This window comes from Bradyrhizobium sp. MOS003 (assembly GCF_003020125.1).
In the GTDB taxonomy this organism is placed as follows: domain Bacteria; phylum Pseudomonadota; class Alphaproteobacteria; order Rhizobiales; family Xanthobacteraceae; genus Bradyrhizobium.
Genome location: NZ_PYFW01000004.1, coordinates 179,962 through 197,997 on the forward strand (window position 1 = coordinate 179,962; position 18,036 = coordinate 197,997).

General features: G+C 65.7%; 17 protein-coding genes. 14 read left to right on the plus strand and 3 right to left on the minus strand.

Annotated elements, in window-relative coordinates:
- Positions 1-147: 147 nt before the first annotated feature.
- Both C7G42_RS19720 and C7G42_RS19725 read left to right on the plus strand, forming a co-directional pair.
- Positions 148-942, plus strand: coding sequence for a Spy/CpxP family protein refolding chaperone (locus tag C7G42_RS19720; RefSeq protein WP_106950630.1), 795 nt, complete (start codon positions 148-150; stop codon positions 940-942).
- 112 nt (positions 943-1,054) lie between these two features.
- Entirely contained in the window at positions 1,055-1,432 is a 378-nt protein-coding gene (locus tag C7G42_RS19725) for a response regulator (RefSeq protein ID WP_106950631.1), read from the plus strand.
- A 134-nt stretch (positions 1,433-1,566) separates the two neighbouring features.
- Here C7G42_RS19725 and C7G42_RS35350 read toward each other — a convergent pair whose 3' ends face one another.
- From C7G42_RS35350 to glk, 3 genes are all read right to left on the minus strand, one after another.
- Complete coding sequence (locus tag C7G42_RS35350) at positions 1,567-1,722, minus strand: hypothetical protein (RefSeq protein WP_199581009.1); 156 nt, start codon at positions 1,720-1,722, stop codon at positions 1,567-1,569.
- 143 nt (positions 1,723-1,865) lie between these two features.
- On the minus strand, positions 1,866-2,069 hold the full coding sequence (locus tag C7G42_RS19730) for a hypothetical protein (protein ID WP_106950632.1): 204 nt from the start codon (positions 2,067-2,069) through the stop codon (positions 1,866-1,868).
- 147 nt (positions 2,070-2,216) lie between these two features.
- On the minus strand, positions 2,217-3,203 hold the full coding sequence (glk, locus tag C7G42_RS19735) for a glucokinase (protein ID WP_106950633.1): 987 nt from the start codon (positions 3,201-3,203) through the stop codon (positions 2,217-2,219).
- Between the two features lie 259 nt (positions 3,204-3,462).
- Here glk and pncA point away from each other — a divergent pair, with 259 nt between their 5' ends.
- The 12 genes from pncA to ilvD all read left to right on the plus strand — a co-directional run bounded on the left by pncA (position 3,463) and on the right by ilvD (position 17,940).
- A complete protein-coding gene (pncA, locus tag C7G42_RS19740) occupies positions 3,463-4,101 on the plus strand; it encodes a bifunctional nicotinamidase/pyrazinamidase (protein ID WP_106950634.1) in 639 nt (212 codons plus the stop codon).
- A gap of 16 nt (positions 4,102-4,117) precedes the next feature.
- Positions 4,118-5,233, plus strand: coding sequence for an alpha/beta fold hydrolase (locus tag C7G42_RS19745; protein WP_106951060.1), 1,116 nt, complete (start codon positions 4,118-4,120; stop codon positions 5,231-5,233).
- A 138-nt stretch (positions 5,234-5,371) separates the two neighbouring features.
- Positions 5,372-7,405, plus strand: coding sequence for an NAD(+) synthase (locus C7G42_RS19750; protein WP_106950635.1), 2,034 nt, complete (start codon positions 5,372-5,374; stop codon positions 7,403-7,405).
- 29 nt (positions 7,406-7,434) lie between these two features.
- Positions 7,435-7,827, plus strand: coding sequence for a GrlR family regulatory protein (locus C7G42_RS19755; RefSeq protein ID WP_199581010.1), 393 nt, complete (start codon positions 7,435-7,437; stop codon positions 7,825-7,827).
- 137 nt (positions 7,828-7,964) lie between these two features.
- Positions 7,965-9,107 (plus strand): DUF1236 domain-containing protein, encoded by a 1,143-nt coding sequence (locus C7G42_RS19760; RefSeq protein ID WP_245427838.1) that lies wholly within the window; start codon positions 7,965-7,967, stop codon positions 9,105-9,107.
- Between the two features lie 445 nt (positions 9,108-9,552).
- Positions 9,553-10,368: a sugar phosphate isomerase/epimerase family protein gene (locus C7G42_RS19765; protein ID WP_106950637.1), complete on the plus strand. Its 816-nt coding sequence runs from the start codon at positions 9,553-9,555 to the stop codon at positions 10,366-10,368.
- 23 nt (positions 10,369-10,391) lie between these two features.
- Positions 10,392-12,029, plus strand: a complete 1,638-nt coding sequence (locus C7G42_RS19770; RefSeq protein WP_106950638.1) for an ABC transporter substrate-binding protein — start codon at positions 10,392-10,394, stop codon at positions 12,027-12,029.
- A 2-nt stretch (positions 12,030-12,031) separates the two neighbouring features.
- The gene (locus C7G42_RS19775) at positions 12,032-13,015 is read left to right on the plus strand and encodes an ABC transporter ATP-binding protein (RefSeq protein WP_106950639.1); all 984 of its coding nucleotides are present in this window, start codon (positions 12,032-12,034) and stop codon (positions 13,013-13,015) included.
- Complete coding sequence (locus C7G42_RS19780) at positions 13,012-13,998, plus strand: ABC transporter ATP-binding protein (protein ID WP_106950640.1); 987 nt, start codon at positions 13,012-13,014, stop codon at positions 13,996-13,998. Before C7G42_RS19775 ends, C7G42_RS19780 begins: the two co-directional genes overlap by 4 nt.
- Entirely contained in the window at positions 13,998-14,927 is a 930-nt protein-coding gene (locus tag C7G42_RS19785; RefSeq protein WP_162308548.1) for an ABC transporter permease, read from the plus strand. The genes C7G42_RS19780 and C7G42_RS19785 overlap by 1 nt, the downstream gene beginning before the upstream one ends.
- Positions 14,924-15,784 carry an ABC transporter permease gene (locus tag C7G42_RS19790; protein ID WP_106950641.1) on the plus strand — a complete coding sequence of 287 codons (861 nt, stop codon included), beginning with the start codon at positions 14,924-14,926 and terminating at the stop codon, positions 15,782-15,784. Before C7G42_RS19785 ends, C7G42_RS19790 begins: the two co-directional genes overlap by 4 nt.
- Before the next feature lie 305 nt (positions 15,785-16,089).
- Positions 16,090-17,940, plus strand: coding sequence for a dihydroxy-acid dehydratase (ilvD, locus tag C7G42_RS19795; protein ID WP_106950642.1), 1,851 nt, complete (start codon positions 16,090-16,092; stop codon positions 17,938-17,940).
- Positions 17,941-18,036: the final 96 nt, after the last annotated feature.

Sequence of the window (18,036 nt, forward strand, 5' to 3'; positions counted from 1 at the left end):
GCCTGCATAACCGCTTCGCGCGAAAGAGTTTTCGGGCGTGGACAGCGCTCGGCTGCGTCTGGACCGCGAAGCGGCGGAAACGATAGAGTCGCACTTGGCGGGTGATCTCGCCCGAACAGGCCAGTCAGATCGACGATGGAGACGAGAATGATCAACCCGGCGCCGTTAGCGCGGCTTCACTTGCGGCGATGGCTCGCGCTGGGGGCCGTGGTTACGCTGCTGCTCGGTGCGGCCGCAGTGGCCCATGCTCAAGGCTTGGTCAAAGGCGTTCAGGACGGCGCGGCGGCCGGAAACAAGGCGGCAGGTCCGGTCGGTGGTGTGCTCGGCGGTGCTATCGGCGGCGTGGTCGGCGTCTTCACCGGCGTGCTCGGCGTCGGCAACAATGGCAATCAGGCTCCGGCCCCGAAGGATGCCGGCAAGGACGCGGGCAAGGATGCCAAGCAGCAGGGCGCGGCCAAGGACAAGGAGGCAAAGGGCGCCAAAGCGGGCAAGGGCGCCAAGGCCAGCAAGGAGGCCAAGAACGCACCTGGTCAGGGCAAGGACAACAAGGACGTCACGGTCCTCACCCAGCCCGGCGCGCCGCAGCAGAGCGCGGAACAGATCGTCGCCAACAGCGATTCCTATATCGAGCGTATCAAGACCCAGCTGAACCTCACGGCTGATCAGGAGAAGCACTGGTACGGCTTCTCGAGCGCAATGCACTACCTGGGGCATAATGGTGCGGAGCGGCTCAACTTGCGGGTTGCCCGCGCCAAGCGGGATCCACCCGACGACATCATCGAGCAGATGCGCAACGAGGCGCAGTTCCTGATCGATCGCGCCGCTGATCAGCGCAACGTGGCCGACGCCGCCGAACCGCTCTTTTCGAGCCTCGATGACAAGCAGAAGCAGGTCTTCATTCAGGAGATGGTGCGCCTGAGCCACGAGCGAGGATTGGATTGATCCAGTTGTATCGGATCGGACGCGCGTGAATTAACGGCGATCGCCACGAATTCGTGAATCTTTCTCCGCAATTGAGTTATGATGCGCTCTGGAAGCTGACTGCGGGGTTGATATGGCGGACGGACTCTCCGTTTTCCTGGTCGAAGACGAGGCGTTGATCCGGATGATGATGGCCGACATGGTGGTGGAACTCGGCCACCACGTCGTCGCGGAAGCGGACAATGTCCGGGACGCGAGCGCGTTCGCCATGACAGCGCAATACGATATGGCCATCCTCGACATCAATCTGATGGGCGTCTACGTCGATGCCGTCGCCGACCTGATCGAACGGCGTGGAAAGCCGTTCATGTTCGCTACGGGGTACGGTCCGGAATTGTTGCCGTCCTTGCTCCGGCGCAGGCCGATCCTGCGCAAGCCGATCGCAATGGATCAGCTCAAGGCGATGATCGATTCCTTGTTTCCGGGAGCCCCGGGCAAAGCGCCGCACTGAGCGACGGCGAAAACGCCGCACTCCGGACGGCGGAGTCGCCGCACTGGTGACCGCGAAGAGGCCTCACCGAGATAGTCCAACGAATATGGCCGCCCGTCAGGGGCGGCCATTTGCCGACGGAATTTGTCGCGGTCTCACATCAGGCCGGCGCTGAGGTCGATGCCGGACGCCATCAGGCCGAACGAGGCGACCAGGCCTGTGCAGCAGAACAGCAAAATGGTCTTGAAGGACGAATCGGCGAAACGCGTTTCGACGACGGCCGGCATCGCGGCGATCGACATCATGCTCATGTTCATTGCCCCCTTGTTGACCCTGAATTGCATCAGGTGAGGGAACCCTAGAGCAGAAAGTTTGACGTCGGATTTCGAGGCATCCTTAACGGAATCCGAATTGGATCCCGCGTTCTCGGGCCCCACGGGCCGGATTGCAAGTCTCAGTTGCGGCCGTTCTTCAGCACCGTGGCGATGGTGTGGGCCGTCATCGCCGCGCGGTCCGAGGCGCGTTGGGCGGCGAGCCGGTCTCGCGCCTTTTCCTCGATAAGAAGGTCGATCAGGGCCAACCGCTTGCCTTCGTCGTCCGCCTGGCTCAGCAGCCGGTGATAGCGGTGATAATCGAAACCGAAGTCCTGCTTACGCATGTCACGCCCCCGCAACTACGCCACGTACACGGCAGGATTGTTTCCCATCCGAAACACGCAGGCAAGCTCGTTCATGCTTGGAACCGCGCGTGCGCCGCGATCAGCTGTGCATGACTGGAGCCGTGAGCGGGAAGGACAACCCAGACTTCAATTCGGGTTGGAGTCGGCGAACATTTTCAGGCCGACGAAGCTCGCATCCGGCTTGATCACCAGCCTGGTCGGGATATTGCGCAGATAATCCTGGAAGCGTCCCTTGGCTTCGAAGCGCGCCCGGAACGCGGAGGCGAGAAGGAACTCGGGGAAGCGCGGCACGATTCCGCCGGCGACATAGACACCGCCCCGCGCGCCGAACGTCACCGCGAGATTGCCGGCAACCGAGCCAAGGATGGCGCAAAACATCTCCAGCGCCGCACGGCTAACTGAACAACTACCCTCCAGCGCGGCCTTGGTGATGGCGGCAGCCTCGCGATGCGGCACCTGAGCGCCGTCGACTTCGGCCAGCGCTTCGTAGAGGTTTTGCAGTCCGGAACCCGAGAGCGCGCCACGCTCGATGGAGACGTGGCCGAGGCGCCGGCGCAAGCACGCGATCACACGTTCCTCGCGCTCGTTCTCCGCCGGAAGGGTCGCGTGTCCGGCTTCGGTCACGACGGCCAGCCGCGCGCCATGGCGCTCGACCAGGCAGGCGACGCCAAAGCCGGTTCCGGGTCCGACCACCAGCAGCGGCTCTCCGGGCAGGCCATCGCCTCCGCCGAGCGGGATCAGATCCGCAGGCTGCAAGGCGGGCAGGGACCAGGCGACCACCTCGAAATCGTTCAACACATGGACGCTGTCGAAGCCGAGAGCCGGCTGCAGCTCGTTGCCGTCGATGACCCAGGGGCTGTTGGTCATGACGCAGCGGTTGTTGGTGACGGGGCCCGCCACGGCCAGCACGGCTCTTTGCGGCGGCTCGCCGCCTGACCGACGCGCCAGCACGTCGGCGATGGCTTCCCGGACGGTCGGGAAGTCGGCGACCTTCACGTAATCAATCGGTCCGGCCTGATCGCCCTGGCCCAACCCGGTTTGACTCAGCGCGAAGCGCGCATTGGTGCCGCCGATATCTGCGAGAAGAATCTGTCCTGTCTTGCGGATATTCATGACTCTGCGGCTGCCGCCGCCTTGGGGCTCGGCAACCCTATCCTCCACGTCTTCGACCCGCGCCGCGCAGTTGCGGGCAGTGCGAGAATCCGCCCTCGGGTATGCCTAGTCAACACGGTCGAGGCCAAACCGTTGCATCCCGACTGCTGTCCGGTGACCAATTCACGCGGGGTCTCGCATGGCGTCCGCGGTTGCGAAGACGCCCGGGAAGGCCGACACTAGAGGACACCTGTCCGGCGCCCGCCGCTTGGCACATCGAATGAGCCTGACGATGCAGATTTCCGACCGCGACGTGCTGCTGGTGATCGACGTGCAGAACGATTTCTGCACCGGCGGCGCGCTCGCCGTTCCCGGCGGCGAGAAGGTGGTCCCCGCCATCAACCGGATCGCCCAAAAATTCGCCAATGTGGTGCTGACCCAGGACTGGCATCCGCGCGACCATGTCTCGTTCGCGCCGAATCACGCGGGCAAGCAGGCGTACCAGACCATCGAGCTCGACTACGGCACCCAGGTACTCTGGCCGCCGCATTGTGTGCAGGGTAGCTCGGGCGCGGAGTTCCATCGCGATCTCGATGTGGGCAGGGCGAACCTCGTGGTGCGCAAGGGCTTTCGCCGTGGCATCGATTCCTATTCGGCGCTGTTCGAGAACGACAAGCGGACGCCGACCGGCCTGCTTGGATATCTGCGCGAACGCGAACTGAAGACCGTGTTCGTCGCCGGCCTCGCGCTCGATTTCTGCGTCCGCTTCTCGGCGGAGGACGCCCGCAAGGCAGGATTCGAGGTCGCCGCCATCGAGGACGCCTGCCGTGGCATCGATCTCGACCGCTCGGTCGCCGCGACCCATCGGAGTTTTCGGGACCTCGGCATCTCCATCGTGAGCCTGGAGGCCTTCCTGTGACGATCGTGAGATGGCCATGGTGAACCAGGCCGGCAAACAGAGCGGTGCGAAGGGGCCCGTCCCGGACGACCCGCTGCTGTGGCCGTTTGCAGCGGCGCGGCTTGCCATGGACAGCTGTTTCTGGTGGCTGGAACGCGGATCGGCGGAGCAGGACGACAGCACCTTGTCCTGGACGACCCCGAGCACCGTGGCGCTCGAATTGGCGACGATGCGCCTTCGCAATTGCTCGCAGACCCGGTCCGGCCAGCCGGCGCTGGTCTGTGCGCCCTATGCGCTGCATCGGGCATTGATCGCCGATTTTGCCCCCGGTCACAGCGTGGTGCAGTCGCTGCAGACCGGCGGCATCGACCGGGTCTATATCACCGATTGGCGGTCGGCGACGCCGGATATGCGCTATTTCTCGATCGACAGCTATCTCGGCGACCTCAACGTTGCCATCGACGAGATCGGCGGGCCGGTCGATCTGGTCGGCCTGTGCCAGGGCGGTTGGCTGTCATTGCTCTATGCGGCGCGCTTTCCGGCCAAGGTGCGGCGGCTCGTTCTGGTCGGCGCTCCTGTGGACCTGTCGATCGGGTCCTCGTTGTGCCGGCTCACCCGCAACGCGCCCGAGATGGTCTACGACCAGCTCGTCGCACGCGGCGGCGGCAATGTCCGCGGCGAGGAGATGCTCCGTTTCTGGTCCAAGGCGCCGAACCGCGACGACATCGTAACGGCGTTGCAGAGAGATCTGTCGGACGCGGAGGGCGCGGCGCTGCTCGCGCGTTTCGATCGCTGGAACGCCGAGACGCTCGATCTGCCGGGCAAATATTATCTGGAGATCGTCCACCGGATTTTCCGGGAGAACCAGATCGCCAGCAGCAAATTCGTTGCGCTTGGCCGCACGATCGATCCGAAGGACGTCAAGGCGCCGGCCTTCCTGCTGGCCGGGCTCGACGACGAGGTCGTGCCGGCTGCGCAGGCGCTCGCCACCGCGGCTCTCCTCGGCACGCCGCCGGCCTTCATTGCGGCGGCGACCGAGCCGAGCAATCACCTCGGCCTGTTCATGGGTGCGCGCACGCACGCCCATGCGTGGCCGCGGATTGCAGAATGGCTGCGCGGCGATTTGTCCGGCATGCGGGCCCGCAGCGCCTGAGCCAAAGGCGCAGAGCAGACCACGGCGCAAATCCGTTATGCATGACGGCGGATGGCCTGCACGGGATGGGGGCGATGGGCTACATAGGGTCCGGAGCTGACGGCTTCGGCAGCCAAGATATCAAGGGTACTGCGCTCGATGACTTTCCACTCGATCTACGCCCACGGATTTGCGCGCGTGGCGGCTTGCGTCACCACGTCCCATGTCGCCGATCCCTCGGCCAACGCGAAGGCTGTGTTGGCGGCGGCCGGTGCCTGCCATGAGCAGTCGGTAGCGGTCGCCGTGTTTCCCGAGCTGTGCCTGTCCGGCTATGCGATCGAGGATCTGGTCAAGCAGGACCCGCTGCTCGATGCGGTCGAGCGCGGCCTCGTAGGCCTCGTCGAGGCTTCCGCGGGACTGATGCCGGTCCTGATCGTTGGCGCGCCGCTGCGCTTTGGCCATCGCATCTATAACTGCGCCGTCGTCATTCATCGCGGCAACGTTCTTGGCGTGGTGCCGAAGTCTTACCTGCCGACCTACCGCGAATTCTACGAGGGCCGGCATTTCGCCTCCGGCGCCGGCGTGGCCGGAGAGACGATCGCATTCGGCGGGTTGCACGCGCCGTTCGGCGTCGACCTCCTGTTCTCCGCCGACGATGTTCCTGGTCTCACCATCGGTGTCGAGATCTGCGAGGACATGTGGATTCCGGTGACGCCGTCTGCCGAGCTCGCGCTTGCGGGCGCCAGCGTGCTGGTCAATCTCTCGGGCAGCCCGATTACGATCGGCCGGGCGCGATCGCGCGCGTTGCTGTGCCAATCGACATCGGCGCGTTGCCTTGCTGCGTACGTCTATTCCGCCGCTGGCGCCGGGGAATCGACCACGGATCTCGCCTGGGATGGCCAGACCTCGATCTATGAGAACGGCGTGCTGCTGGCCGAGGGCGAGCGCTTCCGCCAGGGCGGCCAGATCACTTATGCCGACGTCGATCTCGACCTGCTCAGGCAGGAACGTGCCGCGATGGGCACGTTCGATGACAACCGCCGCCAGCGCGAGGCGTTTTTCCGTAAGGTGACATTCGCGCTGAAGCCGCCCGCCGCCGACATCGGCTTCCTGCGCAAGGTCGAGCGCTTTCCGTTCGTGCCGAGCGACGAAAGCCTGCTCGAGCAGGATTGCTACGAGGCCTACAACATCCAGGTCGCCGGCCTCGTGCAGCGCATGCGCGCCACCGGCACCAAGCGCGTCGTGATCGGTGTCTCGGGCGGGCTCGATTCAACCCACGCCTTGATCGTCGCCGCCAAGGCGGTCGACCTGCTTGGCCTGCCGCGTGAGAACATCCTGGCCTACACTATGCCGGGCTTTGCCACCGGCAGCGAGAGCAAGACCCATGCATTGGCGCTGATGCAGGCGTTGCAGACGAGCTGGCAGGAGCTCGACATCCGCACCACCGCGACGCAGATGCTGAAGGACATCGGTCATCCCTTCGGCAGGGGCGAGAAGGTTTACGACGTCACCTTCGAGAACGTGCAGGCCGGCCTGCGCACGGATTATCTGTTCCGGCTCGCCAACCATCGCGGCGGCATCGTCATCGGCACCGGCGATCTCTCCGAACTCGCGCTCGGCTGGTGCACCTATGGTGTCGGCGACCAGATGGCACATTACAACGTTAATGCCGGCGTGCCGAAGACGCTGATCCAGCATCTGATCCGCTGGGTGATCGCATCGAAGCAGTTCAGCAGCGACGTCAACCGCACGCTTGGCTCGATCCTGGTCGCCGAAATCTCGCCCGAGCTGGTGCCGGTGGAACCCGGCCAGAGGCCGCAGAGCACCGAGGCGTCCGTTGGCCCGTACGAGTTGCAGGATTTCAACCTGTTCTACACGCTGCGTTTCGGCATGCGTCCGTCAAAGATCGCCTTCATGGCGCAGCACGCCTGGAAGGACGTCGCCAAGGGCGAGTGGCCGCCGGCATTTCCGAACGACCGGCGCAAGGCCTACGATCTCAACGAGATCCGCAGCTGGCTCGAGGTATTCCTGCGCCGCTTCTTCGCCTTCAGCCAGTTCAAGCGCTCCGCGATGCCGAACGGCCCGAAGGTCTCGGCGGGCGGCTCGCTGTCGCCGCGCGGCGACTGGCGCGCGCCGTCGGATTCGAGCGCGGTGGCCTGGCTCGAGGATCTCGAGCGGAACGTGCCGCACTGATCGGGGCGGATTGTTGGGGAGATGATCGGATGTCGGCCGGGGATGGGGCGAAAGCGGAGGAGGCCAGGGTCGTCAACGGCCTCTACATCTTCGACATCGAAATGCGCGACGGCAAGCGCGGGCAGGCGAGGGGCGTCGTCGTGCTCTGCAACGGACGCATCATGGGCGGCGACAGCTATTTCTACTACACCGGCAGCTACACCTTCCGGAACGGCAAGTGGCGCGGCGACATGACCGTCAACCAGCACACCGAAGCAGTCGGCCGAACGCTGGCGTTCGGTGGCAGGGAGGTCACCTGCGGTTTCTCGGGTGACTATTCCGCCGGGGGCGCCGAGATCGAAGGCATGGCGCTGGTCGGCAAGACCAGCGTGACGTTCACTGCCCGGCTCACGTTGAAGGACCCGATGGTGAGCGCGGCCTGATCGCCCCTCGTTCCGCTCAGGAACAATCGCATCGACAGAGCGTTCGCGTCTGTTGTTGCGAATTGTCGAGGAGAGAGACCATGCGTAAACACTTGATGTTATCGACCGCTGCCGTTGGACTTATGCTCGCATCCGGATTGGCCTACGCCCAGGCGCCCGGCGAGCGCAGCGAGCCGAAACGAACCGAGGAACCGGCGAAGGGTGCTGCGCCCGAACGCGGAGGCGCCGCTCAGGAGCGCGTTCAAGAGCGCGCGCAGGGGGCCCAAGAACGGTTGCAGGGCGCCGGCCGCGAGGAGAAGGGCGGCGCTGCCAAGCAAGAGGCCAATGACGACAAGCGCCAGCCGGCCAGTTCTGCCGAGCGCAACCAACCGAAGGCGAAGGATCAGGCACAAGAATCCCGCGAGCCTTCGCGCGATCGCAACCGTGAAGCCGACACCACGAAACAAGGCCGCGAGACCGGCAAGAGCAGCGCCGAGACCAAGCAGGACAAGTCCGCGCCGCAGAAATCAACCGCCGAGTCCGAGAAGTCCAAGGCTGGCCCCGCTGGCCAGCAGAACCAGCCTCCGCGCGATGCGGCCGAGCAAAAGAACAACCGGCCGGCCACCGCGACGGACACGAACCGCACGGCGCCCACCAACAACGCCCAAACCGCGCCTTCCGGCACGCAGACCAATCAAGTCAATCAGACCACTCGGACCGGCACGCAAGTCGGTCAGCAGACCAGCGTGACCACCGAGAAGCAGGTGCGGATCTCCGAAACCGTGAGCCGTGCGCGTTTGGCGCAGCCCGAGCGCAACCTGAACATTTCGATTCGGGTGGGCGAGACGATCCCGCCGCGCGTGCGTCTCCACCGGGTGCCGCCAGAGATCATCTCGATCGAGCCGGAATACCGGGACTACGAGTATTTTACGACCGATGACGACGTCGTCATCGTCGAGCCGCGCACGCATCGCATCGTCAGCCAGGTGCCGCGCGATCCGTCGCGCGCCCGCGCGCAGATGGGCGGCAGCGCCACGTCGAGCGTCGCAGCGGCCGGAAGCACGACGAGCAATAGCCTGAATTGCCGGATCATGCGCCGCGATGCATCGGGCAATGTCGCCGAGGCCGAGCCGACAACAGTCGGTTCGACCGGGCGTACGGACTCGCTGAGCGTGACAGTTCAGATGCCGGATGGCAGCTCGTCCGCACCGATCGCCCTCGGCGCGCCGGCCGGCAACATCGTGGTCGCGACGCAAGGGCAGGGCGACTGCACGGTGACGATCGAACCGCAGACGCGCTGATCGAAAGACGCCCCGAAACGACAACGCGCCGCCCGGATGCCCCAACCGGACGGCGCGTTGCTGCGTTCAATATCAGAAAGCTTCGAGGTCCGGAGTGCCTAGGAGTCCGGACCTCGTCACCTTGCCCCAGCCTTCAATCCCACGCCCCATGCGGTCCCCCAACCCCATGTAGCGCGATCAGAGGGTGATGCCCGTGGAAGTGGCCGCCGATCGATGCACGCGATGTACGTGACATCGCGATAGGACTCCATTCCGGATCACTACGGACACAGATACCGCTTGCCATGTGTCCGTTCGGCATCGGCGCCGCGATCGCGCCGACCTCAAACGACGCGCGCCAGGAGATATCCACATCTCCTCACGCTGCGGAACCTGCATTTCACCGGCCTGTCATTGAACTGGTCTAGCGCTGCTCCCGTCATCGCTGACGATCAAGGAGCAAACCATGTCGAAGCCGGTGCTGGGCGCAGCATTGTCCATCAAATCGATCCCCGCGCATCGCGACTGGCTTCTCGACCGGCAGCGCGATCTCGAGATCCAGGATTTCTTCCGCGCCGATCTGCTCGACGGCGATTGGCGCAGCACGGCCGGCGAGATCAAACAGTTGCTCTCCGGTCATACCGGCCGGCTCGGCATCCACGGTCCGTTCTGGGGCTTCAAGATCGACAGCCACGATCCCATGATCCGCCAGGCTGTGACCAAGCGCCTGATCCAGGGCCTCGATGCCGCCGAATTCCTCGGCGCGACGCAGATGGTGATCCATTCGCCGTTCACGACCTGGGATCACAACAATCTCGATCTCTATCCTGACAACCGCGCCAATATCGTCGAACGCGTCAAGGCGACGCTCGCCGAAGTGATCGCGCGCGCCGAAACCATCGGCTGCGAGATCGTCATCGAGAACATCGAGGACAGGGATCCGCGCGACCGGGTGCGGCTCGCCAAGGCGCTCGAAAGCGCCAAGGTCCGCGTCTCGCTCGACACCGGACATGCCAACTACGCCCACATCTCGACCGGCGCGCCGCCAGTCGACTATTACGTCGAGACCGCCGGCGACATGCTCACGCATGTGCATCTGCAGGACACCGACGGCTTCGCCGACCGGCACTGGGCGCCGGGCGAGGGCAACATTCCCTGGGTCGCCGTATTCCGCGCTCTGGGACGGCTGAATTCCAGCCCGCGGCTGATCCTCGAACTCCGCAACCACGACGACGTCCGCGCCGGTGCCGCCCATCTCGCCGCGCTCGGTCTCGCCGAATAACCGCACTATCCGAGGCTACCGCCATGAGCAAATTCACCCGTCGCACCATCCTGAAAACCGGCGGCGCTGCCGCAGGCACGCTGCTGCTGCCGCGCTTTGCCATCGCGCAGGGCGACAGCCGTCCGTCGGTGACGATCGCCGTGCAGAAGGTGACGAACGCGAACGTGCTCGACGTGCTGCGCGAGCAGTCCAACGTCGGCGAGCGCGTGTTCTTCTCCTCGATCTGGGAAGGCCTGATCTCCAAGAACTGGCGCGGCAGCCTGGAGGCCGTTCCGGGCCTTGCCACCGAATGGCGCCGCATCGACGACCAGACCGTCGAAGTGAAGCTGCGCCAGGGCGTCAAGTTCCACAATGGCGACGAGCTGACCGCCGAGGATGTCGTCTTCACCTTCAGCCGCGAGCGCATGTTCGGCGAGACCGAGGCCAAGAGCCGCTCGACGATCCAGGCCTTCGAGAGGATCCCGACGCCACGGCCGGGCAAGGAATTGCCGCCTGATGTCCCCGCGGTCGCACGCCGGATCTGGCCGGACCTCGTGCGCGTCGATGCCGTCGATAAATACACCGTGCGCTTCTACAACGCGACGCCCGACGTCACCATCGAGGGCCGGCTGTCGCGCTACGGTTCCGACATCATGAACCGCCGCGCCTGGGACGAATCCGCGAGCTATCTCGACTGGGCTCGCAAGCCCGTGACGACCGGCCCCTACAGGGTCGTCGAGCTCAAGCCCGACGTGTCGCTGATGCTTGAAGCACATGACGAATATTGGGGCGGCCGTCCGCCGCTCAAGCGAATCCGGTTCCTCGAAGTCCCTGAAGTCGCAAGCCGCATCAACGGCCTTTTGTCTGGCGAGTACCAGTTCGCCTGCGACATTCCGCCGGACCAGATCGCCGGCATCGAGAAGAATTCCGCGTTCGAAGTGCAGGGCGGCACCATCCTCAACCATCGCCTGACCGTGTTCGACAAGAATCACGCCCAGCTCGCCAATCCCCTGGTGCGCCGCGCCTTCACCCACGCGATCGATCGCCAGGCGATCGTGGACAGCCTGTGGGCCGGCCGCACTCGTGTGCCCAAGGGCCTGCAGTGGGAATTCTACGGCGACATGTTCAACGCCGACTGGAGCGTTCCGGACTATGATCCCAAGCTCGCGCAGGATCTGCTCAAGCAGGCCAATTACAAGGGCGATCCGATTCCCTATCGCCTGCTCAACAACTACTACACCAACCAGGTCGCGACCGCGCAGGTCCTGGTCGAGATGTGGAAGTCGGTCGGCCTCAACGTCCAGATCGAGACCAAGGAGAACTGGTCGCAGGTCATGGAGCGCGCGCCCACCCGCGCCGTGCGTGACTGGTCGAACTCGGCCGCCTTCAACGATCCGGTGTCGTCGCTGGTGGCTCAGCACGGCCCGAACGGCCAGCAGCAGCAGATCGGCGAATGGACCAATGTCGAGCTGAACAAGCTCTCCGAATTCCTGGAGACCTCGACCGACCGGCCCGCGCGCAAGAAGGCGTTCCGCCGCATGCTGGAGATCGCCGAGCGCGAGGATCCTGCCTATACGGTGCTGCACCAGAACGCGACCTTCACAGCCAAGCCGAAGTCAATCAAGTGGAAGGCATCGCCGGCCTTTGCGATGGATTTCCGCGCCGGCAATTTCGAGGCGTGAGCGTGGCACCACTGGTCAACATCGAGGGCCTCAGCGTCGCCTTCAACGGCGTGCCGGTCCTGCGCGGCGTCGATCTCGCTCTCGGCAAGGGCGAGGCGCTTGGCCTCGTCGGCGAGTCCGGATCGGGCAAGTCGGTGACGTGGCTTGCCGCGCTCGGGCTGTTGCCGCGGCACGCCAAGGTGACGGGTTCGGTGCGGCTCAACGGACGCGAGATCCTGGGCGCGCCGGCCGCCCAGCTCGACCGGGTCAGGGGTGGGCGGGTCGCCATGATCTTCCAGGATCCGGCGAGCGCGCTCAACCCTGTGCTGACCATCCGCAAGCAGCTCTGCGAATCCTTGGCGCTGCATCGCGATCTCCAGGGCAACGCCGTGAAGGCGGAAGCGCGGCGGCTGCTCGACCTCGTCGGCATTCCTGACGCTGGCCGGCGGCTGGAGGCCTATCCGCACGAATTCTCCGGCGGCCAGGTCCAGCGCATCATGATCGCGATGGCGCTCGCTGGAAATCCTGACGTTCTGATCGCGGACGAACCTACCACCGCGCTCGACGCCACCATCCAGGCGCAGATTTTGGAGCTGTTGTCGTCGATCCGCTGCGAGTTCGGCATGGCGATGGTGCTGATCAGCCACGATCTCGGCGTCGTCGCCGAGAACTGCGACCGCGTCGCCGTGATGTATGCCGGTCGCATCGTCGAAGAAGCCCCGAGCAACCAGCTGTTCGCCGATCCCGTGCACCCCTATGCGCAAAGTCTGATCGGTGCATTGCCGCCGCTTGATGGACCACGCCGCCGTCTTACCGCCATCCCGGGAACGGTGCCCGATCCCGCGATGATGCCTGATGGCTGCGCCTTCGCACCGCGTTGCGCGCTGGCATCGGATCCCTGTGGTCTCGCCGCGCCGACCCTGGCACCGATTGCGAACGAGCGCGCCGTGGCCTGCATCCGCGCCGAGGCCTCGCGCCGCGCGCTGCTCGGGATCGCCGCCGAATGAGCCCGCCGCTCGTCGAGGTCACCGAAATCTCCCGCAGTTATTCGATGCGCTCCGGTATGTTCGGCCGAACTGCGGCCGTGCATGCTGTGGACGGCGTGTCACTGACCATCCCTAAAGGCCAGACGCTCGGCCTCGTCGGCGAATCCGGCTCGGGCAAATCCACCACCGGGCGCATCGTGCTCGGCCTTGAGCCGCCCGACAGCGGCGAGGTGCGGTTCGACGGCAAGTCGATGGCTGCGCCTGTTACAGCAGCCTGGCGTACGCAACGCGCGCGCATGCAGATGATCTTCCAAGACCCGCTGGGCGCGCTGGACCGGCGCTTGCCGGTCGCAACCCAGATCCGCGAACCTCTGGACATCCACGGACTCGGCACACCCGCCGAGCGCGAGGACCGCGTGCGCGACTTGCTGCGCGCGGTCGAGCTCACGCCCGCGCATGGCGCGCGTTATCCGGGTGCGCTGTCCGGCGGCCAGCGCCAGCGTATCGTGCTGGCACGCGCGCTCGCGACTAAGCCGGATTTCCTGGTCTGCGACGAGCCCGTCAGCGCGCTCGACGTCTCGATCCAGGCGCAGGTGGTGAACCTGCTCTGCGATCTCCAGGCCCAGCTGGGACTGACGCTGCTGTTCATCAGCCACGATCTGCGCGTCGTCAGGCAGATCAGCAATGTCGTCGCGGTGATGTATCTCGGCCGCATCGTCGAGATCGGCAGCGCGGACGATCTGTTCGCGCGGCCCGAACATCCCTATACGCAGGCGCTGGTCTCGGCTTCGCCCGCGCCGGGCCGCCGCAGCGCAGGCCGTATCGTGCTCGCGGGCGATCCGCCGAATCCGGCCGCGCGCCCACAAGGCTGTGCCTTCCATCCGCGCTGCCCGCGCGCCATCGCGCGCTGTGCGCGCGAGGTGCCGGCGTTGTCGACCGTCGGCGGTAACAGGCAGGTCGCCTGTCATCTCGTCACCGGCGCCGAGACGCGGGACGCCGCGTGATGGGACGCTATCTCGCCATTCGCTTCGGCCGCGCCGCGCTGACGATCGTGCTGGTCGTCACCTTCGCCTTCGTCGTGCTGCGGCTGTCAGGCGATCCCGCGCTGATGATCCTGGGGCCAGAGGCGCCGCCTGAGGTGCTCGCGGCGTTCCGCAAGGCCTGGGGCCTCGATGATCCCATCTGGTTTCAGTATCTCGACTATTTCGGTGCCATCGCCAAGGGCGAGCTCGGCCGTTCCATGCGCGACGGACGGCCCGCGATCGAGCTGGTGCTGGAGCGCATTCCGGCGACGCTGGCACTGACGCTGCCGGCATTCTTCTTCAAGGTGGTGCTCGGTATCCCCGCCGGCATCTACGCCGCGCTGCATCGGGGCTCGGCCATCGACCGCGCCGTGATGATGACCGCGGTCGCCGGCTTCACCGTGCCGAGTTTCGTCCTCGCACTGCTGCTCGTGCTCGTGTTCGCCGTGCAGCTTGGCTGGCTGCCGTCGGGCGGACAGGACAGCTGGCGTCACGCCATCCTGCCGATCGTGACGCTGAGCCTCGGTGGTGCGGCCGTGCTGGCGCGCTTCACCCGCAGCGCGATGCTGGAGGTTTTGGGCCAGCCCTATATCCGCACGGCGTCCGCCAAGGGCGTGCCGTGGCGCAAGGTGGTGACCTCGCACGCACTGCCGAATGCGGCCATCCCGACCGTCACCATTCTCGGCTTCATGGTGGGCACGCTGATCGCGGGCGCCGTGGTGGTCGAGAGTGTGTTCTCCTGGCCGGGAGTAGGGCGCCTGCTGGTCGTCGCCGTCGCCAACCGCGATCTTGCCGTCGTGCAATGCATTCTGCTGCTCGTCGCGATGACGATGGTCACCTCCAACCTGGTGGTCGATTTCCTCTACGGCTTCCTCGATCCGCGGCTGCGCGCCAAAGGAGCGCACGCATGACCGACGCCACGCTGAAGGATACCATCATCCGCCGCCGCATCAGTCTCCCGGCGATTCCGGTGTCGGTCGCCCTCGGGGTGACCTGGATCGTCGCGATGCTTGTGATCGCAGCCTTCGCCGAGAAAATCGCGCCTTACGGCTACACCCAGCTCGACCTGCGCAATCGCCTCGCGGCGCCCGGCAATGTCGCGCACTGGCTCGGCACGGACGAACTCGGCCGCGACGTGCTGTCGCGGCTGCTCGTCTCCATCCGCATCTCGCTCCTGATCGCCTTCGGTGCGACTGCGATCTCGGCGATCGTCGGCACCACGCTCGGCTTCCTCGCCGCGCATTTTCGCGGCGCCGTGGAGCAATTTGTGCTGATGCTGACCGACTTCCAGGCCAGCATGCCCTTCCTGATCATGGCACTGGCCGTGCTCGCCTTCTTCGGCAATTCGCTGCCGCTGCTGATCGGGCTGATGGGCATGTTCGGCTGGGAACGCTACGCTCGCATCGCCCGCGGCCTTGCCATCTCGGCCAATGCGCAAGGCTACGCCGCCGCCGTCCGCCAGTTGGGCGCGACGCCGCCCCGGATTTACCTCCGCCACATCCTGCCCAACATCGCCTCGACGCTGATCGTCTCGACCACGCTGGTTTTTCCCGAGGTGATCCTGATGGAGTCAGGCTTGTCCTTCCTCGGCCTCGGCGTGCAGCCGCCGATGACCAGCCTCGGCAATATGGTCGGCTACGGCCGCGAATATCTGACCCGGGCGCCCTGGATCATGCTGGCACCGGCGACCACCATCGTCGTGACCACGCTGGCGGTCTCCGTGATCGGCGACTGGCTGCGGGACCGGCTCGATCCGACCGTGCATTAGGGCTCGGAGGTCTCGTGTCCCGGGCGCGGTGCGGCACGAAGTGCCGCTCTGCAGAACCGGGACCCATGCCGGCGCAAGTTCTGGGCCCCGGCTCTGCAGCGCACCGTCGAAGAGATGCTGCGCTGCGTCCGGGGCACGGACCAGCCCACGCGCCGGGAGCAGGGGAGGCCTGCGACGGGCCGATCCCGCCGCCTCCAGCCCAAGTTCCCGTTGCACCAGCCCATCCCGTGCGCTATCCGGCCACAAAGGCCTGAGGCGGCATCACATTTCCCCGCCCGGCTGACCCAACCAGGACGGAAACCGCCATGCCAGCCTATCGCTCCCGCACCACCACCCACGGCCGCAACATGGCCGGTGCCCGCGGCCTCTGGCGCGCGACCGGCATGAAGGACGGCGATTTCGGCAAGCCGATCATCGCGGTCGTCAACTCCTTCACCCAGTTCGTGCCCGGCCACGTCCATCTCAAGGACCTCGGCCAGCTGGTCGCGCGCGAGATCGAGCAGGCCGGCGGCGTCGCCAAGGAGTTCAACACCATCGCGGTCGATGACGGCATCGCGATGGGCCATGACGGCATGCTCTACAGCCTGCCGTCGCGCGAGCTGATCGCCGACAGCGTCGAGTACATGGTCAACGCGCACTGCGCCGACGGCATGGTCTGCATCTCCAACTGCGACAAGATCACGCCCGGCATGCTGATGGCCGCGCTGCGGCTCAACATCCCCGCCGTGTTCGTCTCGGGCGGTCCGATGGAGGCCGGCAAGGTCAAGCTGGCCGGCAAGACCAAGGCCGTCGACCTCATCGACGCCATGGTCGCCGCGGCCGATAGCAAGGTCAGCGACGAGGACGTCAAGGTGATCGAGCGCTCGGCGTGCCCGACCTGCGGCTCCTGCTCGGGCATGTTCACCGCCAACTCCATGAACTGCCTCACCGAAGCGCTGGGCCTTGCACTGCCCGGCAACGGCACGGTCGTCGCCACCCATGCCGATCGCAAGCGCCTGTTCGTCGAGGCCGGCCACACCATCGTCGATATCGTCCGCCGCTTTTACGAGCAGGACGATGCCTCGGTGCTACCGCGCAACATCGCGAACTTCACGGCGTTCGAGAACGCGATGACGCTCGACATCGCGATGGGCGGCTCGACCAACACGGTGCTGCATCTGCTGGCGGCCGCGCATGAAGGCGAGGTCAAGTTCACCATGCAGGACATCGACCGGCTATCGCGCCGCGTGCCCGTGCTTTGCAAGGTCGCGCCGTCGGTTGCCGATGTTCATGTCGAGGACGTGCATCGTGCCGGCGGCATCATGGGCATTCTCGGCGAGCTCGATCGCGCTGGCCTGATCGACACCTCGGTCTCGACCGTGCATGCGCCGACCATGAAGGAGTCGCTGGAGCGCTGGGACATCAAGCGCTCCAAGAGCGAGTCGGTCCGCACCTTCTTCCGCGCCTCGCCCGGCGGCATCCCGACCCAGGTCGCCTTCAGCCAGGAGCGCCGTTACGACGAGCTCGATACCGATCGCGAGAAGGGCGTCGTGCGCAATCTCGAGCACGCCTTCAGCAAGGACGGCGGCCTCGCCGTGCTCTACGGCAATCTTGCGCAGGACGGCTGCATCGTGAAGACCGCGGGCGTCGACGCCTCGATCTTGACCTTTTCCGGCCCGGCGCGGGTGTTCGAAAGCCAGGACGCAGCGGTGGAAGGTATCCTCGGCGGCAAGGTCGTCGCCGGCGAGGTCGTGGTCATCATCTACGAGGGCCCGCGCGGCGGCCCGGGCATGCAGGAGATGCTGTATCCGACCAGCTATCTGAAATCGATGGGCCTCGGCAAAGCCTGCGCGCTCGTCACCGACGGTCGCTTCTCCGGCGGCTCCTCGGGCCTGTCGATCGGCCATCTGTCGCCGGAAGCGGCCGAAGGCGGCAACATCGGCCTGGTGCGGACCGGCGACCGTATCGCCATCGACATCCCGAACCGCAGCATCACGCTCGAGGTCTCCGACGAGGAGCTCGCCAGCCGCCGTGCCGCGGAGGAGGCGAAGGGCGATACCGCCTGGCAGGCTGTGGGCCGCAAGCGCAACGTCTCGACTGCGCTGCAGGCCTATGCCGCACTCACCACCAGCGCCGCGCGCGGTGCGGTGCGCGAGGTGAAGCGTCGTTCGAACTGAGAGCGTCGTGCGCCTGGTGTGATTGCGAACGATGCGATCGCGCATGGTCAACAAGTTCTGAACGGCCGGCGAAAGCCGGCCGTTCGTATTAAGGAT